This is a genomic window from Pukyongiella litopenaei, assembly GCF_003008555.2.
Lineage (GTDB): Bacteria > Pseudomonadota > Alphaproteobacteria > Rhodobacterales > Rhodobacteraceae > Pukyongiella > Pukyongiella litopenaei.
In genome coordinates, this window is record NZ_CP027665.1 from 3,193,353 (window position 1) to 3,210,956 (window position 17,604).

The following is a 17,604-nucleotide window of genomic DNA, read 5'->3' on the forward strand; positions in this document are numbered from 1 at the left end:
GCCCGCCGGGCAAGACTGCGGGCATGGGCATGATCGCGGTCGATACACGGTTCGGACGGCTCGGCATCGCCGAAGCCGACGGTGCCATCTGCGCGGTGACATGGGACGGGCGCGACGATGGCGCGCCCACCGCGCTGCTGACCGAGGCGGCCGCGCAGATGCGGGCCTATGACGCCGGGCGGCTGCGGGTCTTCGACCTGCCGTTGCGCGTCGGTGGCGGCGCATTCCAGCGCGCGGTCTGCGAGGCGATGCGCGCCATCCCCTTCGGTGAAACCCGCACCTATGGCGAAATCGCCGGCGATCTGAAGGTTCCCGCCCGGGCCGTGGGCCGCGCCTGCGGCGGCAATCCGATCCCGGTCATCATTCCCTGCCACCGGGTGATGGGTGCAAACGGACTGACCGGGTTCTCGGGCAAGGGAGGCGTCGAGACCAAGGTGGCGCTGCTGCGTCACGAGGGCGCGGGCGGCTTCCTGCTCTGACCCGCGCGGCGGCCATGCCCCCTATCTGCCGCCAGTCCTGCTTCATCTTGCCGGATAAACTCCGGGGAGCGTGAGGGGCTGGCCCCTCACTCCGGCCATGGCCACAGGCGCCGGCGGCAGATACCGGGGACCGTCAGCGGCCGCCGCGCACCGGGACCATCTGCTGCGCGATCCCCGCGAACAGCAGATAGAGGCTGGTGGCCACCAGCCCCCAGATGGCCCAGCTTTCGGGGTGGAAATCGACCAGGGCGGCCCAGGCGGCAAAAAAGGTCCAGGCCAGCGCCACCGGCAGAGACACCATGCGCCAGCGCTCGGTGCGCACGGGGTGGATGAATTTCAGCGGCAGGAACATCCCCACGGCGAGCAGTGCCACCAGCGCGAGACTGACCCAGAAACTCGGCTCCAGCGCAAAGATCACCAGCACCACCATGTTCCAGCACCCGGGAAAGCCGGAAAACGAATTGTCCTTTGTCTTCATGCGGGTGTCGGCAAAATACATCGCCGAGGCGAATGTTATCACGATGATCGCCGCCCAGCCGGTCCAGCCGGTCATCAACCCCGATTTGAACAGGGCAAAGGCGGGAATGAACACATAGGTGAGATAGTCTATGATCATGTCCAGCAGCACCCCGTCAAATTCCGGGGCATGGCGTTTCACGTCGAAATGCCGGGCCATCGGGCCATCGAACCCGTCCACCACGAAGGCCACGACCAGCCACAGGAACATCAGGCTCCATTTGCCGTCCGCCGCCGCCAGCAGGGCCAGCATGGCGAAAACGGCGCCGGTGGCGGTAAACAGATGGACAAGCAGGGCGCGGAATTCGGGGGTCATTGGGCCGTCTTGGCGAATTGGCGCGGGAAATGCAAACCCTCAGCCGCCATTGGCGCGGGGATGGGCGCGGTTATACACCTCTATCAGCCGCGCATTGTCGACTGCGGTATAGACCTGCGTGGTCGAGAGCGAGGCATGGCCCAGCAGGCTCTGGATCGCGCGCAGGTCGCCGCCCGCGTCCAACAGGTGGGTGGCAAAGCTGTGGCGCAGCGCATGCGGGGTGGCGGTGGCGGGCAGGCCCAGCTGCATCCGCGCCTGCGCCATCACGCCGCTGATCAGGCGCGGGTTCAGCGCACCGCCGCGCACGCCGCGAAACAGCGGGCCCTCGCGGGTCAGCGGATGCGGGCAGAGCGCGACGTAGCGGTCGACCGCGTCGCGCGCCGCGGGCAGCACCGGCACCATGCGCTGCTTGCCGCCCTTGCCGGTGATCCGCAGGCTGTCGGGCAGGGGCGCGTCGGCGCCGGTCAGCCCCAGCGCCTCGGAAATGCGTAGCCCGCAGCCCCAAAGCAGGGTGATCACCGCCACGTCGCGGGCCGCGACCCAGGGCGTGACCGATTGCAGTTCGACCCGGTCGATCACCGCGCGCGCCGCGTCCCGGGCCAGCGGGCGGGGCAGCTTGCGCTGAAATTTCGGCGCGCGGGCCGACAGCACCGCCGTGGGCTCGAACCCCTCGCGCTCGGCCAGCCAGCGGTAGAAGCTCTTGACCGCCGACAGCTTGCGCGCCAGCGACCGCGACCCGACGCCGCCGGCGCGGGTTGCCGCCATCCAGCCGCGCATGTCGCCGGTGGTGATCCGTTCGAGCGCGCCCAGCCCCTGCGGGCCGCCGCGATGGGCGGTCATGAAGGCCAGGAACCCGACCACGTCGCCGCGATAGGCCTCGATCGTGTTGCCGGAGGCGCCCGCCAGCGCCCGCTGCGCGTCGAGCCACCGCCCGAGCGCATCGCGGCAGGCGGGCGAGATCCCGGTCATTTCAGCCAGCGGATCAGGCAGCGTTCGACGGCCCCGGCAAAGAAGGCGAGCAGGTCGGTGCCCTGTTTCGGCTCGAACTGGTGCGGGTCGGCCGACCCCAGAACCAGCAGGCCGGGCAGCCGGTCGTCCCCCAGATGCAGTTGCAGGCAGGCCTCGGAGCGGACCTTGTCGGCGGCCCTGCCATGAACCTGCGGAGCGGGCGCGGAATTGACCCGCAGCGTGACCTGGCGGGCCATGTCGGTGCCGATATAGCGGGCGACGAAGCCCGGTTCGGCCAGGGTCAGCACGCCGCCCAGACGGGCGGGAGCGGCGGCGGTTCCCGTCGGCGCGCTTTCCAGCACCAGCGCTACCGATTCCAGCCGCAGGATCGCCGCGATCCCGCCGCGCAGCAGTTGCAGCCCGGTGTCGAAATCGTCGGCATCCAGCAACCGCAGGACCGCCGAATGCACCTGGTTGGTGCCGGCGAGGTTGTCATAGGCGGCCGATACCACGGTTTCATGGGTGTCGCGCAGCCGGTCCAGCCGCGATTCCAGCCGGTCCATCGCGATGCCGCGCAGATCGACCACATTGCCGCCCATGGCCTGGTCATTGGCCGCGATCAGCGCGTTCATCACGTCACGGTCGTCCAGGATCGCGTCCGCGCGCGCGACAATCGCCGCCCGCAGGTCGTCGTCGAGATTTGCAGTGCTGCTCATGCCTGCCCCTATTTGTTTGTTGCTTTGACGGGAATCTAACAGGGGTGATTCGCCAAATCCGCAACTTTTTGGCAAACCGGCGCGAGATAGGGCAAAAAGGAAACAGGGCGCCGGATCGACCGCCGCCCCGTCGTGAAATCCGCGAGGAATTACAGGATCTTCTGGCCGGTCTTTTCCCAGTCCGCCAGGAAGGTGGCCAACCCCTTGTCGGTCAGCGGGTGGCTGGCCATGGCCTTGATGACGGCGGGCGGGGCGGTGATCACGTCAGCGCCGATACGGGCGCTTTCGGTGATATGGTTCACGGTGCGGATCGACGCGGCGAGGATCTGGGTCTCGAAGCCGTAATTGTCATAGATCGTGCGGATATCGGCGATCAGGTCCATCCCGTCGGTGTTGATGTCGTCCAGCCGGCCGATGAAGGGCGAGATGAACGTGGCGCCCGCCTTGGCCGCCAGGATCGCTTGGTTGGCCGAGAAACACAGGGTCACGTTGACCATGTTGCCCTCGCCCGACAGCACCTTGCAGGCCTTCAGCCCGTCCCAGGTCAGCGGCACCTTGACCGCGATGTTGTCGGCGATCTGCGCCAGTTTGCGGCCTTCGGCGATCATCGCCTCGGCTTCGGTGGCGACGACCTCGGCCGAGACCGGGCCATCGACGAGATCGCAGATTTCGCGGGTCACCTCGAGAATGTCGCGTCCCGATTTCAGGATCAGCGACGGGTTGGTGGTCACGCCGTCGACCATGCCCAGGTCGTTCAGCTCGGCAATGGCGTCGATTTCGGCGGTGTCGACGAAGAATTTCATGGGGACAGCATCCTTTGATGGGTTGGCCTTGGTCGGGCTTGGCTTTACCCCATGAGGGACGGGGCGGAAAGCCCCGAGAAATCCGCGGCAGCGCGGGGCGGCGGCGAGGGCAGGGTGGCGGAACCGGGGTTCTACAACGAAGGCGAACTGGTGGCGGTGCTGACCACCCAGCCGCTGGACCGGACGCTGGATTACCGCGCGCCCGAGGGCGGCTGTTTCGCCGGCGCCTATGTCGAGGTGCCGCTGGGCCCGCGCAAGGTGCCGGGCGTGGTCTGGGGGCCGGGGTTGGGCGATTTCGACATCTCCCGGGTCCGCTCGGTGATCCGGGTGCTGGACGTGGCCCCGATGCGCGCCGAGATGCAGGAGTTCCTGACCCGCATGGCCGCCTATACGCTGACGCCGCTGCCGGCGGTCTTGCGGCTGGCCACGCGTGCGCCTGGGCTGGGCGATCCGCCGTCGATGCGCAAGGTCTATCGGCTGGGTGACGGCAGGCCCGACCGGATGACCGAGGCCCGGACCCGCGTGCTGGCGCTGTTGGAAGATTTCGGCGGCCTGGCCTTCACGCTCGGCGAACTGGCCGAACAGGCCGGGGTGTCGTCATCGGTCATCAAAGGGCTGGTGGCGCAGGGGGCGGTGGCCGAGCAAGACACGCCGCGCGACCTGCCGTTTCCGCAGCTCGATCCCGCGCGGCCCGGCAAGGCGCTGACCGGCGATCAGGCGACGGCGGCCGAGGCGCTGCGCGGCGGGCTGCGCGCGGGGGGATACGGGACCACCCTGCTCAAGGGGGTGACCGGGTCGGGCAAGACCGAGGTCTATCTGGAAGCGGTCGCCGAATGCCTGCGCGGCGGGCGGCAGGCGCTGGTGCTGCTGCCCGAGATCGCCCTGTCGGCCGAGTTTCTCACGCGGGTCGAGGCGCGGTTCGGCGCGCGTCCGGCGGAATGGCATTCGGGTGTCACCCTGACCGAACGGCGCCGGGTCTGGAAGATGATCGGGCAGGGCGGGGCGCAGCTGGTGGTCGGGGCGCGGTCGGCCCTGTTCCTGCCGTTCCGCGATCTGGGCCTGATCGTCGTCGACGAGGAACATGATACTTCCTACAAGCAGGAGGACGGCGTGCTCTACAACGCCCGCGACATGGCGGTGCTGCGTGCCTCGATCGCGGGCGCGCGGGTGGTTCTGGCCAGCGCCACGCCCTGCCTGGAAAGCTGGGCCAATGCCGAGGCCGGTAAATACGACCGGCTGGAGCTGACCGCGCGGTTCGGCGCGGCGGTGCTGCCCGAGATGCGCGCCATCGACATGCGCGCCGAACGGATGCAGGCGGGGTGCTGGATCTCGCCGGCCCTGCGGGACGCGGTTCGGCTCCGGCTGGCGCGTGGCGAACAGGCGTTGCTGTTTCTCAACCGGCGCGGCTATGCGCCGGTGACGCTGTGCCGGGCCTGCGGTCAGCAGGTTGGGTGTTCGCAATGCGACGCGCGGATGGTCGAACACCGGTTCCTCAAGCGGCTGATGTGCCACCAGTGCGGCGAGACGCAGCCGATGCCCGAGACCTGCCCGTCCTGCGGCGCCGAGGGGCGGATGGCCCCGGTCGGCCCCGGTGTCGAACGCATGGCCGAAGAGGCGGCGGCCTGTTTTCCCGATGCCCGGATCGCGGTGCTGAGTTCCGACCTGTTTTCCAGCGCACGGGCGCTGAAGGAAGGCATCGAGGCCATCGCCGGGGGCGGGGCCGACATTATCATCGGCACGCAACTGGTTGCAAAAGGGCACAATTTCCCCTTGCTGACGCTGGTCGGCGTGATCGACGCCGATCTGGGCTTGCAGGGCTCGGACCTGCGCGCCGCCGAGCGCACGTTCCAGCTGATGCGGCAGGTGGCCGGGCGGGCCGGGCGTGCCGACAAGCCGGGCACCGCACTGCTGCAGACGTTCCAGCCGGAACATCCGGTGATCCGCGCCATTCTGGGCGGTGACGAGGAAGCGTTCTGGAGCGCCGAGGCCGCGCAGCGCGAAGCGGCGGGAATGCCGCCCTACGGGCGGATGGCGGGGATCATCCTGTCGGGCAGCGATTCGGGCGCGGTGTTCGATCTGGGCAACGCGCTGGCGCGCAACGATGCGCCGCTGCGCGCCGTCAATGCGCAGGTGTTCGGCCCCGCGCCGGCGCCGATTGCCCGCATCCGCGGCCGCCACCGGGTCCGGCTGCTGGTCAAGGCGCCCAAGGGCGTCGCCCTGCAGGACGCGCTGACCCGCTGGCTGGCACCGGTGCGGCTGAAGGGCGATGCGCGGCTGGCGGTCGATATCGACCCGCAGAGCTTCTACTGACCGGGGGGCAGCCCGGCCTCGGCGGCGTGGGTTTCGCAGAACGTGTCGGCGCGTTGCTTGGCCGGACGGTCGCGCAGCCGTTCGGCATAGGCGCGAAAGGCCGGGCGGTCCTCGATCGACTTGAAATCGAGCCCCCAGATCACATGCGAACCGACATAGACATCGGCGGCGGAAAACGCGGGGCCGGCCACATGATCCTGCGCCGTTACCGCCCGTTCCAGAGTGTCCATGGTGCGGTCGAAACTGCCGTATCCGGCCATCCGTTCGCGGTCCTTGTCCACCTCGAACCCCAGCGCGCGGTTGGTCACCGCCGCTTCGAGCGGGCCCGCGGCAAAGAACAGCCAGCGATAATAGGCCGCCCGGTCCGCCGGGGCTGGGGCCAGGCCGACTTCGGGAAAGGCATCAGCCAGATAGGCGCAGATCGCGGCGCATTCCGAAACCAACCGGGCCCCGTGCACCAGCACGGGAACCTTGCCCATCGGGTTCAGGCGGCGAAAATCGGGGGCCGCCATTCCGGCGCCATAGCCGATCCATTCGACCTCGTAGGCGGCGCCGACCTCTTCGAGCATCCAGTGGGCGATGCGGGCGCGGGACATCGGGTTGCTGTAGAGCGTGAGCGGTGCGGACATGGGCGGGCCTCGTTCGGGTGGAACCTGCGCCAGCGTCGCACAGGCGGCGGCACCGGTCCATCCCGGCCTGCACGTGCTGTGCGGGAATGCACAGTAAATCCGCAGCCGCTGTTTCTTCTCGCATTGGAAAATTAACAGGCGTATGAGCCTTGCATGGCCCGGATCATGCATCTTGCCGATGCGCGGAGCCTGCCGCTCTGGCGCAGGCCGGTTTCGCTGCTCTTCCTGACCGCTATGGCGATGCCGGTGGCGTTCTATTCGTGGTATGCGCTGCTCAACAATTTCGTGATCGAGGCCGCCGGGTTCGACGGCGCCGATATCGGCCTGCTGCACACGGTGCGCGAGATCCCCGGCTTTCTGGCCGTGGGGGTGATCGCGATCATCATCTTCGTTCGCGAACAGGTGCTGGGGCTGGTTTCGCTGGCGATGCTGGGCGTGGCCACGGCCTTTACCGCGTGGTTCCCGTCGCTGGGCGGGCTGCTGGCGCTGACCCTGCTCAGTTCCATCGGCTTTCACTATTACGAGACGGTGAACCAGTCGCTGCAACTGCAATGGCTGCCCAAGACCCGCGCGCCCCAGATCCTGGGCTGGCTGATGGCGGCGGGATCGGCGACCACGCTGGTGGTGTTCGTGCTGATCGTCCTGATGTGGGAAACGCTGGACCTGTCCTACAACCTGGTGTTCATGGTTTCGGGCGGGTTCACCGCGCTGGTGGCGATCTTTGCATTGCTGGCCTATCCGCAATTCGAGGCGCCGCATCCGCAGGTCAAGAAGATGGTGCTGCGGCGGCGCTACTGGCTCTACTACGCGTTGCAGTTCATGGCCGGGGCGCGGCGGCAGATCTTCATGGTCTTTGCCGGGTTCATGATGGTCGAGAAATTCGGCTTCGAAGTGCATCAACTGACCAGTCTCTACCTGATCAACCTGGTTATCAACATGGCCGTGGCACCGCTGCTGGGCCGGCTGGTGGCGCGGTATGGCGAACGGCGGACGCTGATCTGCGAATATGTGGGGCTGGCCTGCGTGTTCCTGGCCTATGGCGGCATCTACTGGTTCGGCTGGGGCGTGCTGCTGGCCGCGACGCTCTACGTGATCGACCACATCCTGTTCGGGCTGGCGCTGGCGCTGAAGACCTATTTCCAGAAGATCGCCGACCCCGGCGACATCGCGCCCACGGCGGCTGTGGCGTTCACCATCAATCATATCGCGGCGGTGTTCCTGCCGGTCCTGCTGGGGCTGTTATGGGTGATCTCGCCCTCGGCCGTGTTCGGGCTGGCCGCGCTGATGGCACTGGTTTCGCTGGCATTGTCGCTGCTGATCCCGCGCCACCCCGAGCCCGGCAATGAAACCGTGTTCTCGCGCCCGGTGCCCTTGGCGAAACCGGCGGAATAGCCGATGTCGGGACGCGGCCGGTTCCTGACCGGATCGACGATGGGCCATGTGGTGCGGATGACGCTGACCGGCGCCATGGGCATCACCTTTGTGTTCGTCGTCGATGCCGCCAACCTGTTCTGGATCTCGCTGCTGGGGGATGCGCGGCTGGTGGCGGCGGTCGGCTTTGCCTTCGCGGTGCAGTTCTTTTCGGTGTCGTCGGGCATCGGGCTGATGATTGCCTCGACCGCGCTGATTTCGCGGTCGATCGGAGCGGGCAACCGCGCGCAGGCCCGCCGCCATGCCGGCAGCGCCATCGTCATTGCGGGATGTGCCCAGCTCACGGTGGCCACGTTGCTGGTCGTGTTCCGGCACGAGTTGCTGGCGCTGGCCGGTGCGCAGGGGGAAACCGCGGCGATGGCGGCGCGATACCTGGCGATCTCGCTGCCGTCGCTGGGGGTGATGGCCGTCGGCATGATCGCCAACGGCGCGTTGCGGGCCGAGGGCGACGGACGCCGGTCGATGCTGGTCACGCTGCTCTCCGGTGCCGTGGCGATGGTGGTCGACCCGGTGATGATCTACGGGCTGGGCTGGGGGCTGGACGGCGCCGCCTGGGGGCTGGTGATGTTCCGCTTCGTGATGACGGCGATCGCGCTGCGCTTCGCTATCTCTACCCACGACCTGATCGCGATGCCGCGCCTGGCCGGTATCGCGGACAGCCTGCGCCCCTTTCTCACCATCGCGCTGCCGGCGATCCTGACCCAGCTCGCCACCCCGGCGGGGGGCTACATGCTGACCGGCGTGATGGCGCAATATGGCGACGATGCGATGGCCGGCTGGGCGGTGGTCGGGCGGCTGCTGGTGGTGGCCTTTGGCGGCATCTTTTCGCTGGCCGGCGCGATCGGCGGCATCTTCGGGCAGAATTTCGGCGCCTGCGACTACGGGCGGGTGCGGCAGACCTACCGCGATGCGCTGATCTTCGGGCTCGCCTATGTGCTGGTCACATGGGCGGTGCTGGCGCTGGCCGGGCGCGCCGTGGTCGACGCCTTTGCGTTGTCGCCCGAGGGGGCGGGGGTGGTGCTGGCCTTTACCCATGTCGCCGCCGGCGGGTTCCTGTTCACCGCCGGGCTCTATGTCGCCAATTCGGCCTTCAACGCCATGGGCAAACCGGTGCGCGCCACGATGATGAACTGGCTGCGCGAAGGCGCGCTGACGCTGCCGTTTGCCCTGCTGCTGTCGGGCTGGTTCGGGGCCACCGGCGTGGTCTATGCACAGGCGGCCACCGGCATCGCGGCGGGGCTGCTGGCCGGGGCCTGGGGCTGGTATTTCGTGCGCGGGCTGGACCGGCGGATGGTGCCGCCGCTTGACCTCGAACCGCCGCGCCCCTACGCCAATGCCGACCGTTTCCGGAGACGCTGATGCCCACCTATACCGCACTGACCACCCTGACCGGCAGATCCCAGGCCGAGGCGCTGGGCGCGGCGATGGAACGGCTCGACCCGGAACCGACCGGCATCGGCGTGTTCGAGGTCGAGGACGGATCGGGCCTGTGGGAGGTCGGCGGCTATTTCACCGACGCCCCGGACGACGCCGCGCTGGCGCTGCTGGCGGCGGCGTTCGGCGCGAAACCCTTTGCGATATCGGAACTGCCCGAAACCGACTGGGTGGCCCATGTGCGCCGGGGACTGGCCCCGGTCGAGGCGGGCCGGTTCTTTGTCTATGGCAGCCATGACGCCGAAAAGGTGCCTGCCGACAGGATCCCGCTGCTGATCGAGGCGGCGATGGCCTTTGGAACCGGTCATCACGGCACCACGCTGGGCTGCCTGCAGGCGCTGGACCGGCTGATCGCGGACGGGTTCGCGGCGACGCGGGTGGCCGATATCGGCTGCGGCACCGCGGTTCTGGCAATGGCCGCGGCGCGGGTCTGGGGCGGCGAGGTGATCGCCTCGGATATCGACCCGGTGGCGGTCGAGGTGGCCGAGGCCAACCTGCAGGCCAATGGCATGGGCGGCGCGGTGCGCTGTGTCGAGGCCGCCGGGTTCGGACACGAGGCGCTGGCACGGGCCGCGCCCTATGATCTGATCTTTGCCAATATCCTGAAGGGGCCGCTGATCGCGTTGGCGCCGGATCTCGCCGCGCATCTGCGCCCCGGCGGTCATGCGATCCTGTCGGGTATCCTGAACGAACAGGCCGACGAGGTGGCGGCGGTCTATGCCGGGGCGGGGCTGGCCGAGGCCGGCCGCGACCGGATCGGCGAATGGACCACGCTGCTGCTGACGCGGAACTGAGCGCGGGCGGCGTTAACGAAACCGGCAAGAGTTGACGCGTGTTTTAGCCAACTGCCGCAATTTCGCCACAATCGAACCGTAGTCCCTGTCGCCGTTGGTGTGTGGGGCCTGTTTTTCCCGGAGACGGTTCATGTCTGGTATCGAGTCCGATTTTGACGATCGTTTGCGCCGTCTGGAGATCCGCCGCCCCGTGGCGGGCGGCCCGCTGCGCCCCGGCAACCGGCGGCCGGCCCCGCCGCTGCGGGCGGCGGCGGCGGTGCCGCTGGCCGCGTTTCTGGTGCTGTTCCTGGTGTTCAAGGGGGTCGTGATCGCGCATCTGGGTGGTGCGGCCTACGAGGCGCGGCTGGTTGCGCTCGGGCAGGGCGGCCTGCCGATGAGGATCGGCGTAGCCGTCCTGCAACCCTACCCGGTTTCGCTGCGGGTGGCGCGCGAACTGGGGCCGCTGCTGCGCTGAACGCGCCGGCCTGCCGACCCGCTGCCGACCCGCTGCCACCCCGCTGCCACCCCGCTGCCACCCCGCTGCCACCCCGCTGCCGCGCGCGCCGGGGCGATTTTCGCCGGACCGATTTGCGGACTCGAACCCGCGTTGGAAACCCGCTACCAATTCGGACGGACCCCTCGGGGATCGACGACACAGCTATCGGGAGACCATCGCATGACCATGCCGAATTCCACCGCCGAACTGGACCGGGCCGCACATCTGCACCCCTATACCGATGCCCGCAAGCTGGAGGCCGAGGGCCCGCGCGTGATCGACCGGGGCGACGGCGTTTTCGTGTTCGACGAGCAGGGCAACAGCTATCTCGAGGGCCTGTCGGGACTGTGGAGCGTGGGTGTCGGCTTCAACCAGCCGAGGCTGGTCGAGGCGGCGGCCGAACAGATGGCCAGGCTGCCCTATTACCACACCTTCGCGCAGAAGACCCACGGGCCGGCGGCCCGGCTGGCCGACAAGCTGGTCGAGATGACGCCTGAGGGGCTGACCCGCGTCTTCTTCACGTCGTCCGGGTCCGAGGCCAACGACACCGTGGTCAAGATGCTGTGGTATTTCAACAATGCCCGCGGCCGGCCGGAGAAGAAGAAATTCATCTCGCGGCTGGGGGGGTATCACGGGATCACCATCGCGTCCGGGTCGCTGACCGGGTTGCCGTGGAACCATACGGATTTCGACCTGCCGGCGATCCCGGTGCGTCATGTGACAAGCCCCAATGCCTGGCAGAACGCCCGCGACGGCGAGAGCGAGGCCGATTTCGCCCAGCGGCTGGCGGATGAGCTGGAGGCGGTCATCGCCGAGGAGGGGGCCGAGACCATCGCCGCCTTCATCGGCGAGCCGCTGATGGGGGCCGGCGGCGTGATCGTGCCGCCGGAAGGATACTGGGACAAGGTGCAGGAGATCTGCCGCCGCCACGAGATCCTGATCGTGGCCGACGAGGTGATCACCGGGTTCGGCCGCACCGGCAACCTGTGGGGCTGCGACACGTTCGGGATCAAGCCCGACGTGCTGGTGATGTCGAAGCAGCTGACATCGAGCTACATGCCGCTGGCCGCGATCGCGATCTCCGACGAGATCTATCAGGGGATCGCCGACAACAGCGCACGGCACGGCACGTTCGGGCACGGGTTCACCGCCTCGGGCCACCCCGTCGCGACCGCGGTGGCGCTGGAGAACATCGCCATCATCGAGGAACAGGGGCTGGTGGCCAACGGCGCCGCCGTGGGAGCCGCGCTGCAGGCCGAACTGCGCCGGCGGTTCGGCGATCACCCGCTGGTGGGCGAGGTGCGCGGCACCGGCATGATCGCGGCGGTGCAGCTCTGCGCCGACCGCTCCACGCGGCGGGCGCTGGCGCCCGAGGGCAAGCTGGGCGGCTATGTGTTCGAACGGGCCCATGACCACGGGCTGATCATCCGCAACATCAAGGATGCCGTCGCCTTCTGCCCGCCCCTGATCCTGAGCGAGGCGCAGATGCACGACATGCTCGACCGGTTCGCGCTCACGCTCGACGATGCGCTGGACTGGGCGCGGGCCGAGGGGCTGGTGTAGGACTTCCGGCAGATCCGGGGCGCTCATCGGCCCTTGCGGGCCACTTCGCTGGCTGCAGCGCGACGGGCGCCCCGTGATCCGGGGTCAGCCCGTCAGCTCATCGTAGCATTCCAGTGCCTTGGCGGCATACATCATCGACGGGCCGCCGCCCATCTGGATCGTCATCGCCAGCACGTCGGCGAGTTCTTCGCGCGTCGCCCCGGCCTTGACCAGCGAGTCCACATGCAGCGAAATGCAGGGTTCGCAGCGCACCGCGACGGAGATGCCGAGGGCGATGAATTCCTTGGTCTTGAAATCCAGGACCCCGCCTTCCTTGACCGCCTTGCCCAGCCCGCCAAACGCGCGGGCGGCGTCGGGGATCGCCCCGTTCAGGTTGCGCAGCCCGCCACGGGTGTCAGAGAGTTTTTCTTTCCAGCTCATGGTCGCCTTCCTTGTCACGAAGTTGCTGGCCCCCCTGATCGCGCATTGTCGCGGTCCGGTCCTTGATACTTGTCATGTTCGTCGCCGTTCCCAGACCAGGGCCAGGTTGTTGGCGGGCATCTCGACCCGGGCCACCGGGGTCAGCCCGGCCGATCGTGCCCAGCCGGCAACCTGCCGGTCATCCTTGTAGCCGATCTCGGGGTCGCTGGCCTGCAGGGCGGCGTGAAAGGAGCGGTCGCCATCGCTTGTCAGGGCGCCGGCGCGCATGAACGGGCCATAGAGCAGGAACCGGCCATCAAGCGCCAGCGCGCGGGCCGTTTCCGCGATCACCGTTTCGGCCTCGGTGTCGCTGATCAGGTGCAGCAGGTTCACCAGCACCACCAGCGCCTTGCCCGATTGCGACGCGCTCCAGCCGGGCCGGGCCGCATCGAGCGCGAGCGGCGGCGCCACGTTGGTGAGCCCCGCATCGGCGACATGGGCCGCGATGCTGGCGCGGCGGACGGCATCGGGTTCGGTCGGTTGCCAGGTCAGGCCGGGGCGGGTGGCGGCAAAGGCCACGACATGCTGGCCGGTGCCGCTGGCCAGTTCCAGCGCCGCGCCCGTCTCGGGCGCGTAGCGGTCCAGAAGATCGCAGATCGGCGGCGCGTTGCTGGCCGCGGAGGGGGCGAAGAGCCGGTCGCCCTCCTGCGGATGGGCGAAGCTGGCGGTGGCGGGCAGGGATTTGCGGATCATGGCCGCAGACTGCCATGACGGGAAGGGCGAGAAAAGGGCCGGGGCGACCCGGCAGCTCACTCGGCAGGTCACTCGGCCGCGATCACCACCGAACAGGCGTGACAGGCGCTGTCGCCGCGCTGGCTGAACCAGCGGCAGGTGGCCCGGATCGGACAGGGCGGCCTGCGGTCGTGCAGGGGCAGGTCGTCGATGGCGAGAAAGCTCAGAACCCGGTCGATGGCCCGGCAGCGGTCGCCGGTCCAGTTGTCGCAGCCCTGTTCGGCGCAGTCGGAGGCAAAGCGCATCCGCGCTTCGGGCGGGCCGTGGCGTGCGGCGGTTTCAACGAAAGTCCCGTCGACGGGCAGCGCGGTGCGCATGCGCTGCAGGTGGCCGTCGGGGCCCTTGACGCCCAGCAGCAGGTTTCCGTCCTCGCAGCGCGCGTTGGGGCAGGTTTTCCCGGTTTCGCACATCACCCGGTCCCCCGTCCGGCCGGTGCCGCGCCCGTCCGTGCCCCCGGAGAGCGGCACGGCGACCCGTGCGGCCGCAGGATCGACCGGTGCCAGCTATCCGGGAACGCCACCGCCACCGGCCTGCCGGCCCCGGCGCCGGCAACGTGGTCGAGAACCGCCCGATGCACGGCCCGGCGCAGGTTCGCCTCGGCATCCGGGGTCAGTTCGATGTCGCCCGTATCGACTACTATTCTGGCCATGTCCTGTCGTGCTCCCAATCCGGTTTCGCCATCTCAATGCGCTGCCGACAAATCTGGCGCGGCACCTTTAGGCTAGAACAAGGTCCGATCCGGTCCTATGCCGGTATTCCTGACCCTGCATCCGGCGTTGCCTGACCGCGGGTCATGCAACATAAAGGACGGCACGAAATGCGGACCGTGAGGAAGGAGGGGGTCATGGACGAAGCACAGATACATGAAGCCGTGACGCATCACATACCGGGGTTCCTGCCCGGTGCAGATGGCAGCGACACGATGATGACCTGGGTGGCGATCGGCATGATCGGTGCGGTGATGGGCGTGGGGATCCTGTATCTCACCCTGCACGCGCTGCCCGAGAAGATGGCCCATGGGACCAACCATGCGCAATTGCAGGTGATCGGCATCCTGGCGGTGCTGGCGCTGTTCACCCATAACAACGTCTTCTGGGTGCTGGCGCTGCTGATCGCGGCGTTTCGGATGCCCGATTTCCTGAGCCCGCTGCAGCGGATCGCGGATTCGCTCGATGAGATCAAGGAACAGGGGCGCTGACAGCATGTTCGAATTCACGCTGTGTTCGATGCTCACGATCCTGCCCGATTACCTGTTCCGGCGGTATGTGCAGGACAAACGGATCGGACGCGAGATCACGTTCTTCTCGGTCTGGTACGAACTGCGCTGGGGGATCTCGTCCTGCGCGATCCTGACGATCAGCCTGATCGCGCTGATTTTCTTCTATCACCCGGCGACGAACAATATCGGGTCGTTCTTTCGCACCCTGACGCTTCTGCCGGAAACCGGCGGGCGGGTCGCGGAGGTGCTGGTCGAGAACAACCAGCATGTCGAGGCCGGGCAGGTGCTGTTTCGCATCGACGACGCGTCGCAGCGCGCGGCGGTGGAGACCGCCCGGATGCAGGTGGCCGAGGTCGAGGCGTCGCTGGCCGTTGCGCGGGCCGACCTGGACGCGGCCGAAGGGCAGGTGGCGCAGGCCCGCGCCGCGCTGGCCCAGGCCCGGGACCAGTTCGAACGCCAGTCGACCCTGCTGACCACCGGCTCGGCGGCGGCGCGCGAATCCGAGGTCGAGCGCTACCAGAACCTCGTCAACCAGCGCACGGGCGAGGTCGATGCGGCGCTGGCCAACAAGGTTGCGGTCGAGGAGAACATCAACACACTGATCCCCGCGCGGCGCTCCAGCGCCGAAGCCGCGCTGGCCCAGGCCGAGGCCGAGCTGAACAAGACCGTGATCAAGGCCGGTGTCGATGGCCGGCTGGACCAGTTCGCGCTGCAGGTGGGCGATTATGTCAACCCGATCCTGCGTCCCGCCGGTATCCTGGTCCCGTCCGAGTTCGAGGAACGCGACCGGTTCGTGGCCGGGTTCGGGCAGCTCTCGGCCAGCGTGATCAAGCCCGGCATGTTCGCGGAAATGGGCTGCCTCGCCAGGCCGTTCAAGGTGGTTCCGATGGTCGTGGTCGAGGTGCAGGATGTGATCCCGTCGGGACAGTTCCGCCCCACCGACCGGCTGATCGACCCCGCCGACATCACCCGGCCCGGGATGCTGACGGTGTTCCTCGAGCCGCTCTACAAGGGGCAGGCCGACCCGCTGCCGCCGGGCAGCACCTGTTTCGCCAATGTCTACACCAACAACCATGACCGGCTGGAAAACGATGACAGCCTGGGCACCGGTCAGCGCATCTTTCTGCATGTGGTGGATACGGTCGGGCTGGTGCACGCGATCCTGCTGCGCGCCAAGCTGCTGCTGTTGCCGGTCAAGCTGCTGGTCTTTTCGGGGCACTGAACGGGCACTGCTGATCCGCCGCTCCGGGGCCTCGCGTCCGCGCGGGGCTGGATCACTTCGCGCGTTCGCGGTGACGATTGAAACACTTCGGATTCCTGCAGGAGGCGGAAGCAGTTCTTTGCCGCACAAGCAATGGCTATCCGCCGAACTCACCCGAACATTTGTTTCGGAAGGGCGCGTGGGATTGTCGGTGACCTGTCACGGAACATGGCTGGGGTGGTAAGATTCTGGATTTAGATGTTATCTTTTAGAATCAATGACTTAATCTGAGGGGCCGATGGAGATGTTGCGGGCTTGGCGCCTCGCTTAGTCAGAACAATCTCAGCTGACGAGCACCTGAAATGTGCTCCTTGACCTCAGTAATAGTCGTTTCAGTTTTAAGGTGTGATCCGGCAAGCTGCTGCTTTTCTACAATTGCACATCGTAGCGTGTCGTTCTTTGAAAGGACGACTTCAGAGTTGTCTAAGCGCTTGACGAAGTCTGCATCCTCCATTGACGCTGTGAAGGTGTTTGTGCCGTCAGTGAACCGCCAAAGATAACCCTCTTCGAACTGGGCACTGACGATTTTCAACAGCGCTTCTCGCTCCACCGTGGTTTCCGTGATCTCGTCTTTGGTCGGTTCGGGGACTATTGCAGAGCTGACGTCTGCCTTGGTGAGTGTAAGGTCCGGTTCATCCTTGCTGCCGTTGGCCTCATCCAAAATGACTTTCTGAATTCCCTGTGGCTTGAAAGATGTCTTCACAAATTTCTCAGTGGCCTCCCGCGTAGGATAATCCTCCAACAGAACAATGGTCCGCTGATCTACAACGATTGTCGTTCCGTCCTTCGTCAGCGTAGTGGTGCCGTCGTCGTTCCTTGTCACTTGCTCGGGTTTCTTACCGTTCAGCCACTTCAGCGCTTTGAAGAATCCAACGGTTCCGCCCACGACGGTGCCGCCCTTGATGATCAAATCAAGAAGTTGGTTCGCCGCTGTCACCCGGTCAGGGTGTGCCGCGACGAAGTCGAGAATGTCGGAAATGTAGCTTACGTCTAGGGAGAGAAGGGCGACAAAGCTACCTTTCTCGGTTGCCCTGATCTTAAGCTTTACGTCCGCGCGGTCATTATTGAGTGCCCGGTTTGCTGCCTCAAAAAACTCGCCGAGCGCTAACAGGGAAGGGGCCAAGTCGGCAACGTCTATCTCGCCGTTGTCAACAGACGGCCCATCGAATCCGATCCGAAACGTTGTCACTGCTCAAACCTCTTTTCTGCCTCGTATGACATGGCAGGGGTCACCATGTCACGCTCTCGTTTACCGAGCGTGTCGTTCCTACTGTGGATTCAGATTGTTGCGGGATTTGTTGCGGGAAAGGTTCGAATCTACTTTCTTAAAACACGCAACTTCAAAAATTCATTATATAAATCAACATCTTACACGAAAGTCTGGCTGGGGTGGTAGGATTCGAACCTACGGTACACGGTACCAAAAACCGCTGCCTTACCACTTGGCTACACCCCAACGGTGACGCGCTAATTAAGCCGCGTGGCGCGGAGGTGCAAGACCTGAAATCGCAGAAATGCG

At 66.8% G+C, this 17,604-nt stretch carries 19 protein-coding genes and 1 tRNA gene; 9 read left to right on the forward strand and 11 right to left on the reverse strand.

The features are described 5' to 3' along the window. Positions 1 to 23: 23 nt before the first annotated feature. Positions 24 to 479, forward strand: coding sequence for a methylated-DNA--[protein]-cysteine S-methyltransferase (locus C6Y53_RS15710; RefSeq protein ID WP_106473302.1), 456 nt, complete (start codon positions 24 to 26; stop codon positions 477 to 479). A 133-nt stretch (positions 480 to 612) separates the two neighbouring features. Here C6Y53_RS15710 and C6Y53_RS15715 read toward each other — a convergent pair whose 3' ends face one another. The 4 genes from C6Y53_RS15715 to fsa all read right to left on the reverse strand — a co-directional run bounded on the left by C6Y53_RS15715 (position 613) and on the right by fsa (position 3,778). Further along, a complete protein-coding gene (locus C6Y53_RS15715; RefSeq protein ID WP_106473303.1) occupies positions 613 to 1,311 on the reverse strand; it encodes a CDP-alcohol phosphatidyltransferase family protein in 699 nt (232 codons plus the stop codon). Positions 1,312 to 1,350: 39 nt separating this feature from the next. Continuing rightward, positions 1,351 to 2,280 (reverse strand): tyrosine recombinase XerC, encoded by a 930-nt coding sequence (locus C6Y53_RS15720; RefSeq protein ID WP_106473304.1) that lies wholly within the window; start codon positions 2,278 to 2,280, stop codon positions 1,351 to 1,353. Next, complete coding sequence (locus tag C6Y53_RS15725; protein ID WP_106473305.1) at positions 2,277 to 2,975, reverse strand: DUF484 family protein; 699 nt, start codon at positions 2,973 to 2,975, stop codon at positions 2,277 to 2,279. The genes C6Y53_RS15720 and C6Y53_RS15725 overlap by 4 nt, the downstream gene beginning before the upstream one ends. A gap of 149 nt (positions 2,976 to 3,124) precedes the next feature. Next, positions 3,125 to 3,778 (reverse strand): fructose-6-phosphate aldolase, encoded by a 654-nt coding sequence (gene fsa / locus C6Y53_RS15730; protein ID WP_106473306.1) that lies wholly within the window; start codon positions 3,776 to 3,778, stop codon positions 3,125 to 3,127. A gap of 51 nt (positions 3,779 to 3,829) precedes the next feature. On the opposite strand from fsa, the gene C6Y53_RS15735 reads away from it, so the two are divergent. After that, positions 3,830 to 6,088 carry a primosomal protein N' gene (locus tag C6Y53_RS15735; protein WP_106473307.1) on the forward strand — a complete coding sequence of 753 codons (2,259 nt, stop codon included), beginning with the start codon at positions 3,830 to 3,832 and terminating at the stop codon, positions 6,086 to 6,088. Here the strand turns inward: C6Y53_RS15735 and C6Y53_RS15740 are convergent. Next, a complete protein-coding gene (locus C6Y53_RS15740; protein WP_106473308.1) occupies positions 6,082 to 6,717 on the reverse strand; it encodes a glutathione S-transferase family protein in 636 nt (211 codons plus the stop codon). The genes C6Y53_RS15735 and C6Y53_RS15740 overlap by 7 nt on opposite strands. Before the next feature lie 153 nt (positions 6,718 to 6,870). On the opposite strand from C6Y53_RS15740, the gene C6Y53_RS15745 reads away from it, so the two are divergent. The 5 genes from C6Y53_RS15745 to C6Y53_RS15765 all read left to right on the forward strand — a co-directional run bounded on the left by C6Y53_RS15745 (position 6,871) and on the right by C6Y53_RS15765 (position 12,414). Beyond that, a complete protein-coding gene (locus tag C6Y53_RS15745; RefSeq protein ID WP_106473309.1) occupies positions 6,871 to 8,109 on the forward strand; it encodes an MFS transporter in 1,239 nt (412 codons plus the stop codon). Between the two features lie 3 nt (positions 8,110 to 8,112). Next, the gene (locus C6Y53_RS15750; protein WP_244614855.1) at positions 8,113 to 9,507 is read left to right on the forward strand and encodes an MATE family efflux transporter; all 1,395 of its coding nucleotides are present in this window, start codon (positions 8,113 to 8,115) and stop codon (positions 9,505 to 9,507) included. Further along, entirely contained in the window at positions 9,507 to 10,376 is an 870-nt protein-coding gene (locus C6Y53_RS15755; protein ID WP_106473310.1) for a 50S ribosomal protein L11 methyltransferase, read from the forward strand. The genes C6Y53_RS15750 and C6Y53_RS15755 overlap by 1 nt, the downstream gene beginning before the upstream one ends. Positions 10,377 to 10,506: 130 nt before the next feature. Further along, positions 10,507 to 10,830, forward strand: coding sequence for a hypothetical protein (locus tag C6Y53_RS15760; protein ID WP_106473311.1), 324 nt, complete (start codon positions 10,507 to 10,509; stop codon positions 10,828 to 10,830). A gap of 201 nt (positions 10,831 to 11,031) precedes the next feature. Further along, complete coding sequence (locus C6Y53_RS15765; protein WP_106473312.1) at positions 11,032 to 12,414, forward strand: aspartate aminotransferase family protein; 1,383 nt, start codon at positions 11,032 to 11,034, stop codon at positions 12,412 to 12,414. An 84-nt stretch (positions 12,415 to 12,498) separates the two neighbouring features. Here C6Y53_RS15765 and C6Y53_RS15770 read toward each other — a convergent pair whose 3' ends face one another. The 4 genes from C6Y53_RS15770 to C6Y53_RS15785 all read right to left on the reverse strand — a co-directional run bounded on the left by C6Y53_RS15770 (position 12,499) and on the right by C6Y53_RS15785 (position 14,254). Further along, positions 12,499 to 12,834, reverse strand: coding sequence for a carboxymuconolactone decarboxylase family protein (locus C6Y53_RS15770; protein ID WP_106473313.1), 336 nt, complete (start codon positions 12,832 to 12,834; stop codon positions 12,499 to 12,501). A 72-nt stretch (positions 12,835 to 12,906) separates the two neighbouring features. After that, positions 12,907 to 13,566: a DUF938 domain-containing protein gene (locus tag C6Y53_RS15775; protein ID WP_106473314.1), complete on the reverse strand. Its 660-nt coding sequence runs from the start codon at positions 13,564 to 13,566 to the stop codon at positions 12,907 to 12,909. A gap of 68 nt (positions 13,567 to 13,634) precedes the next feature. Then, entirely contained in the window at positions 13,635 to 14,015 is a 381-nt protein-coding gene (locus C6Y53_RS15780) for a hypothetical protein (RefSeq protein WP_149615542.1), read from the reverse strand. After that, positions 14,015 to 14,254: a hypothetical protein gene (locus C6Y53_RS15785; RefSeq protein WP_149615543.1), complete on the reverse strand. Its 240-nt coding sequence runs from the start codon at positions 14,252 to 14,254 to the stop codon at positions 14,015 to 14,017. Before C6Y53_RS15785 ends, C6Y53_RS15780 begins: the two co-directional genes overlap by 1 nt. A gap of 195 nt (positions 14,255 to 14,449) precedes the next feature. On the opposite strand from C6Y53_RS15785, the gene C6Y53_RS15790 reads away from it, so the two are divergent. After that, on the forward strand, positions 14,450 to 14,803 hold the full coding sequence (locus C6Y53_RS15790; protein WP_106473316.1) for a hypothetical protein: 354 nt from the start codon (positions 14,450 to 14,452) through the stop codon (positions 14,801 to 14,803). 4 nt (positions 14,804 to 14,807) lie between these two features. Continuing rightward, positions 14,808 to 16,046, forward strand: a complete 1,239-nt coding sequence (locus C6Y53_RS15795; protein ID WP_106473317.1) for an HlyD family secretion protein — start codon at positions 14,808 to 14,810, stop codon at positions 16,044 to 16,046. 310 nt (positions 16,047 to 16,356) lie between these two features. On the opposite strand, the gene C6Y53_RS15800 is transcribed toward C6Y53_RS15795, so the two are convergent. Both C6Y53_RS15800 and C6Y53_RS15805 read right to left on the reverse strand, forming a co-directional pair. Further along, on the reverse strand, positions 16,357 to 17,274 hold the full coding sequence (locus C6Y53_RS15800; RefSeq protein WP_106473318.1) for an LAPAL motif-containing putative phage structural protein: 918 nt from the start codon (positions 17,272 to 17,274) through the stop codon (positions 16,357 to 16,359). 192 nt (positions 17,275 to 17,466) lie between these two features. Beyond that, positions 17,467 to 17,541, reverse strand: a tRNA-Gln gene (locus tag C6Y53_RS15805). Positions 17,542 to 17,604: the final 63 nt, after the last annotated feature.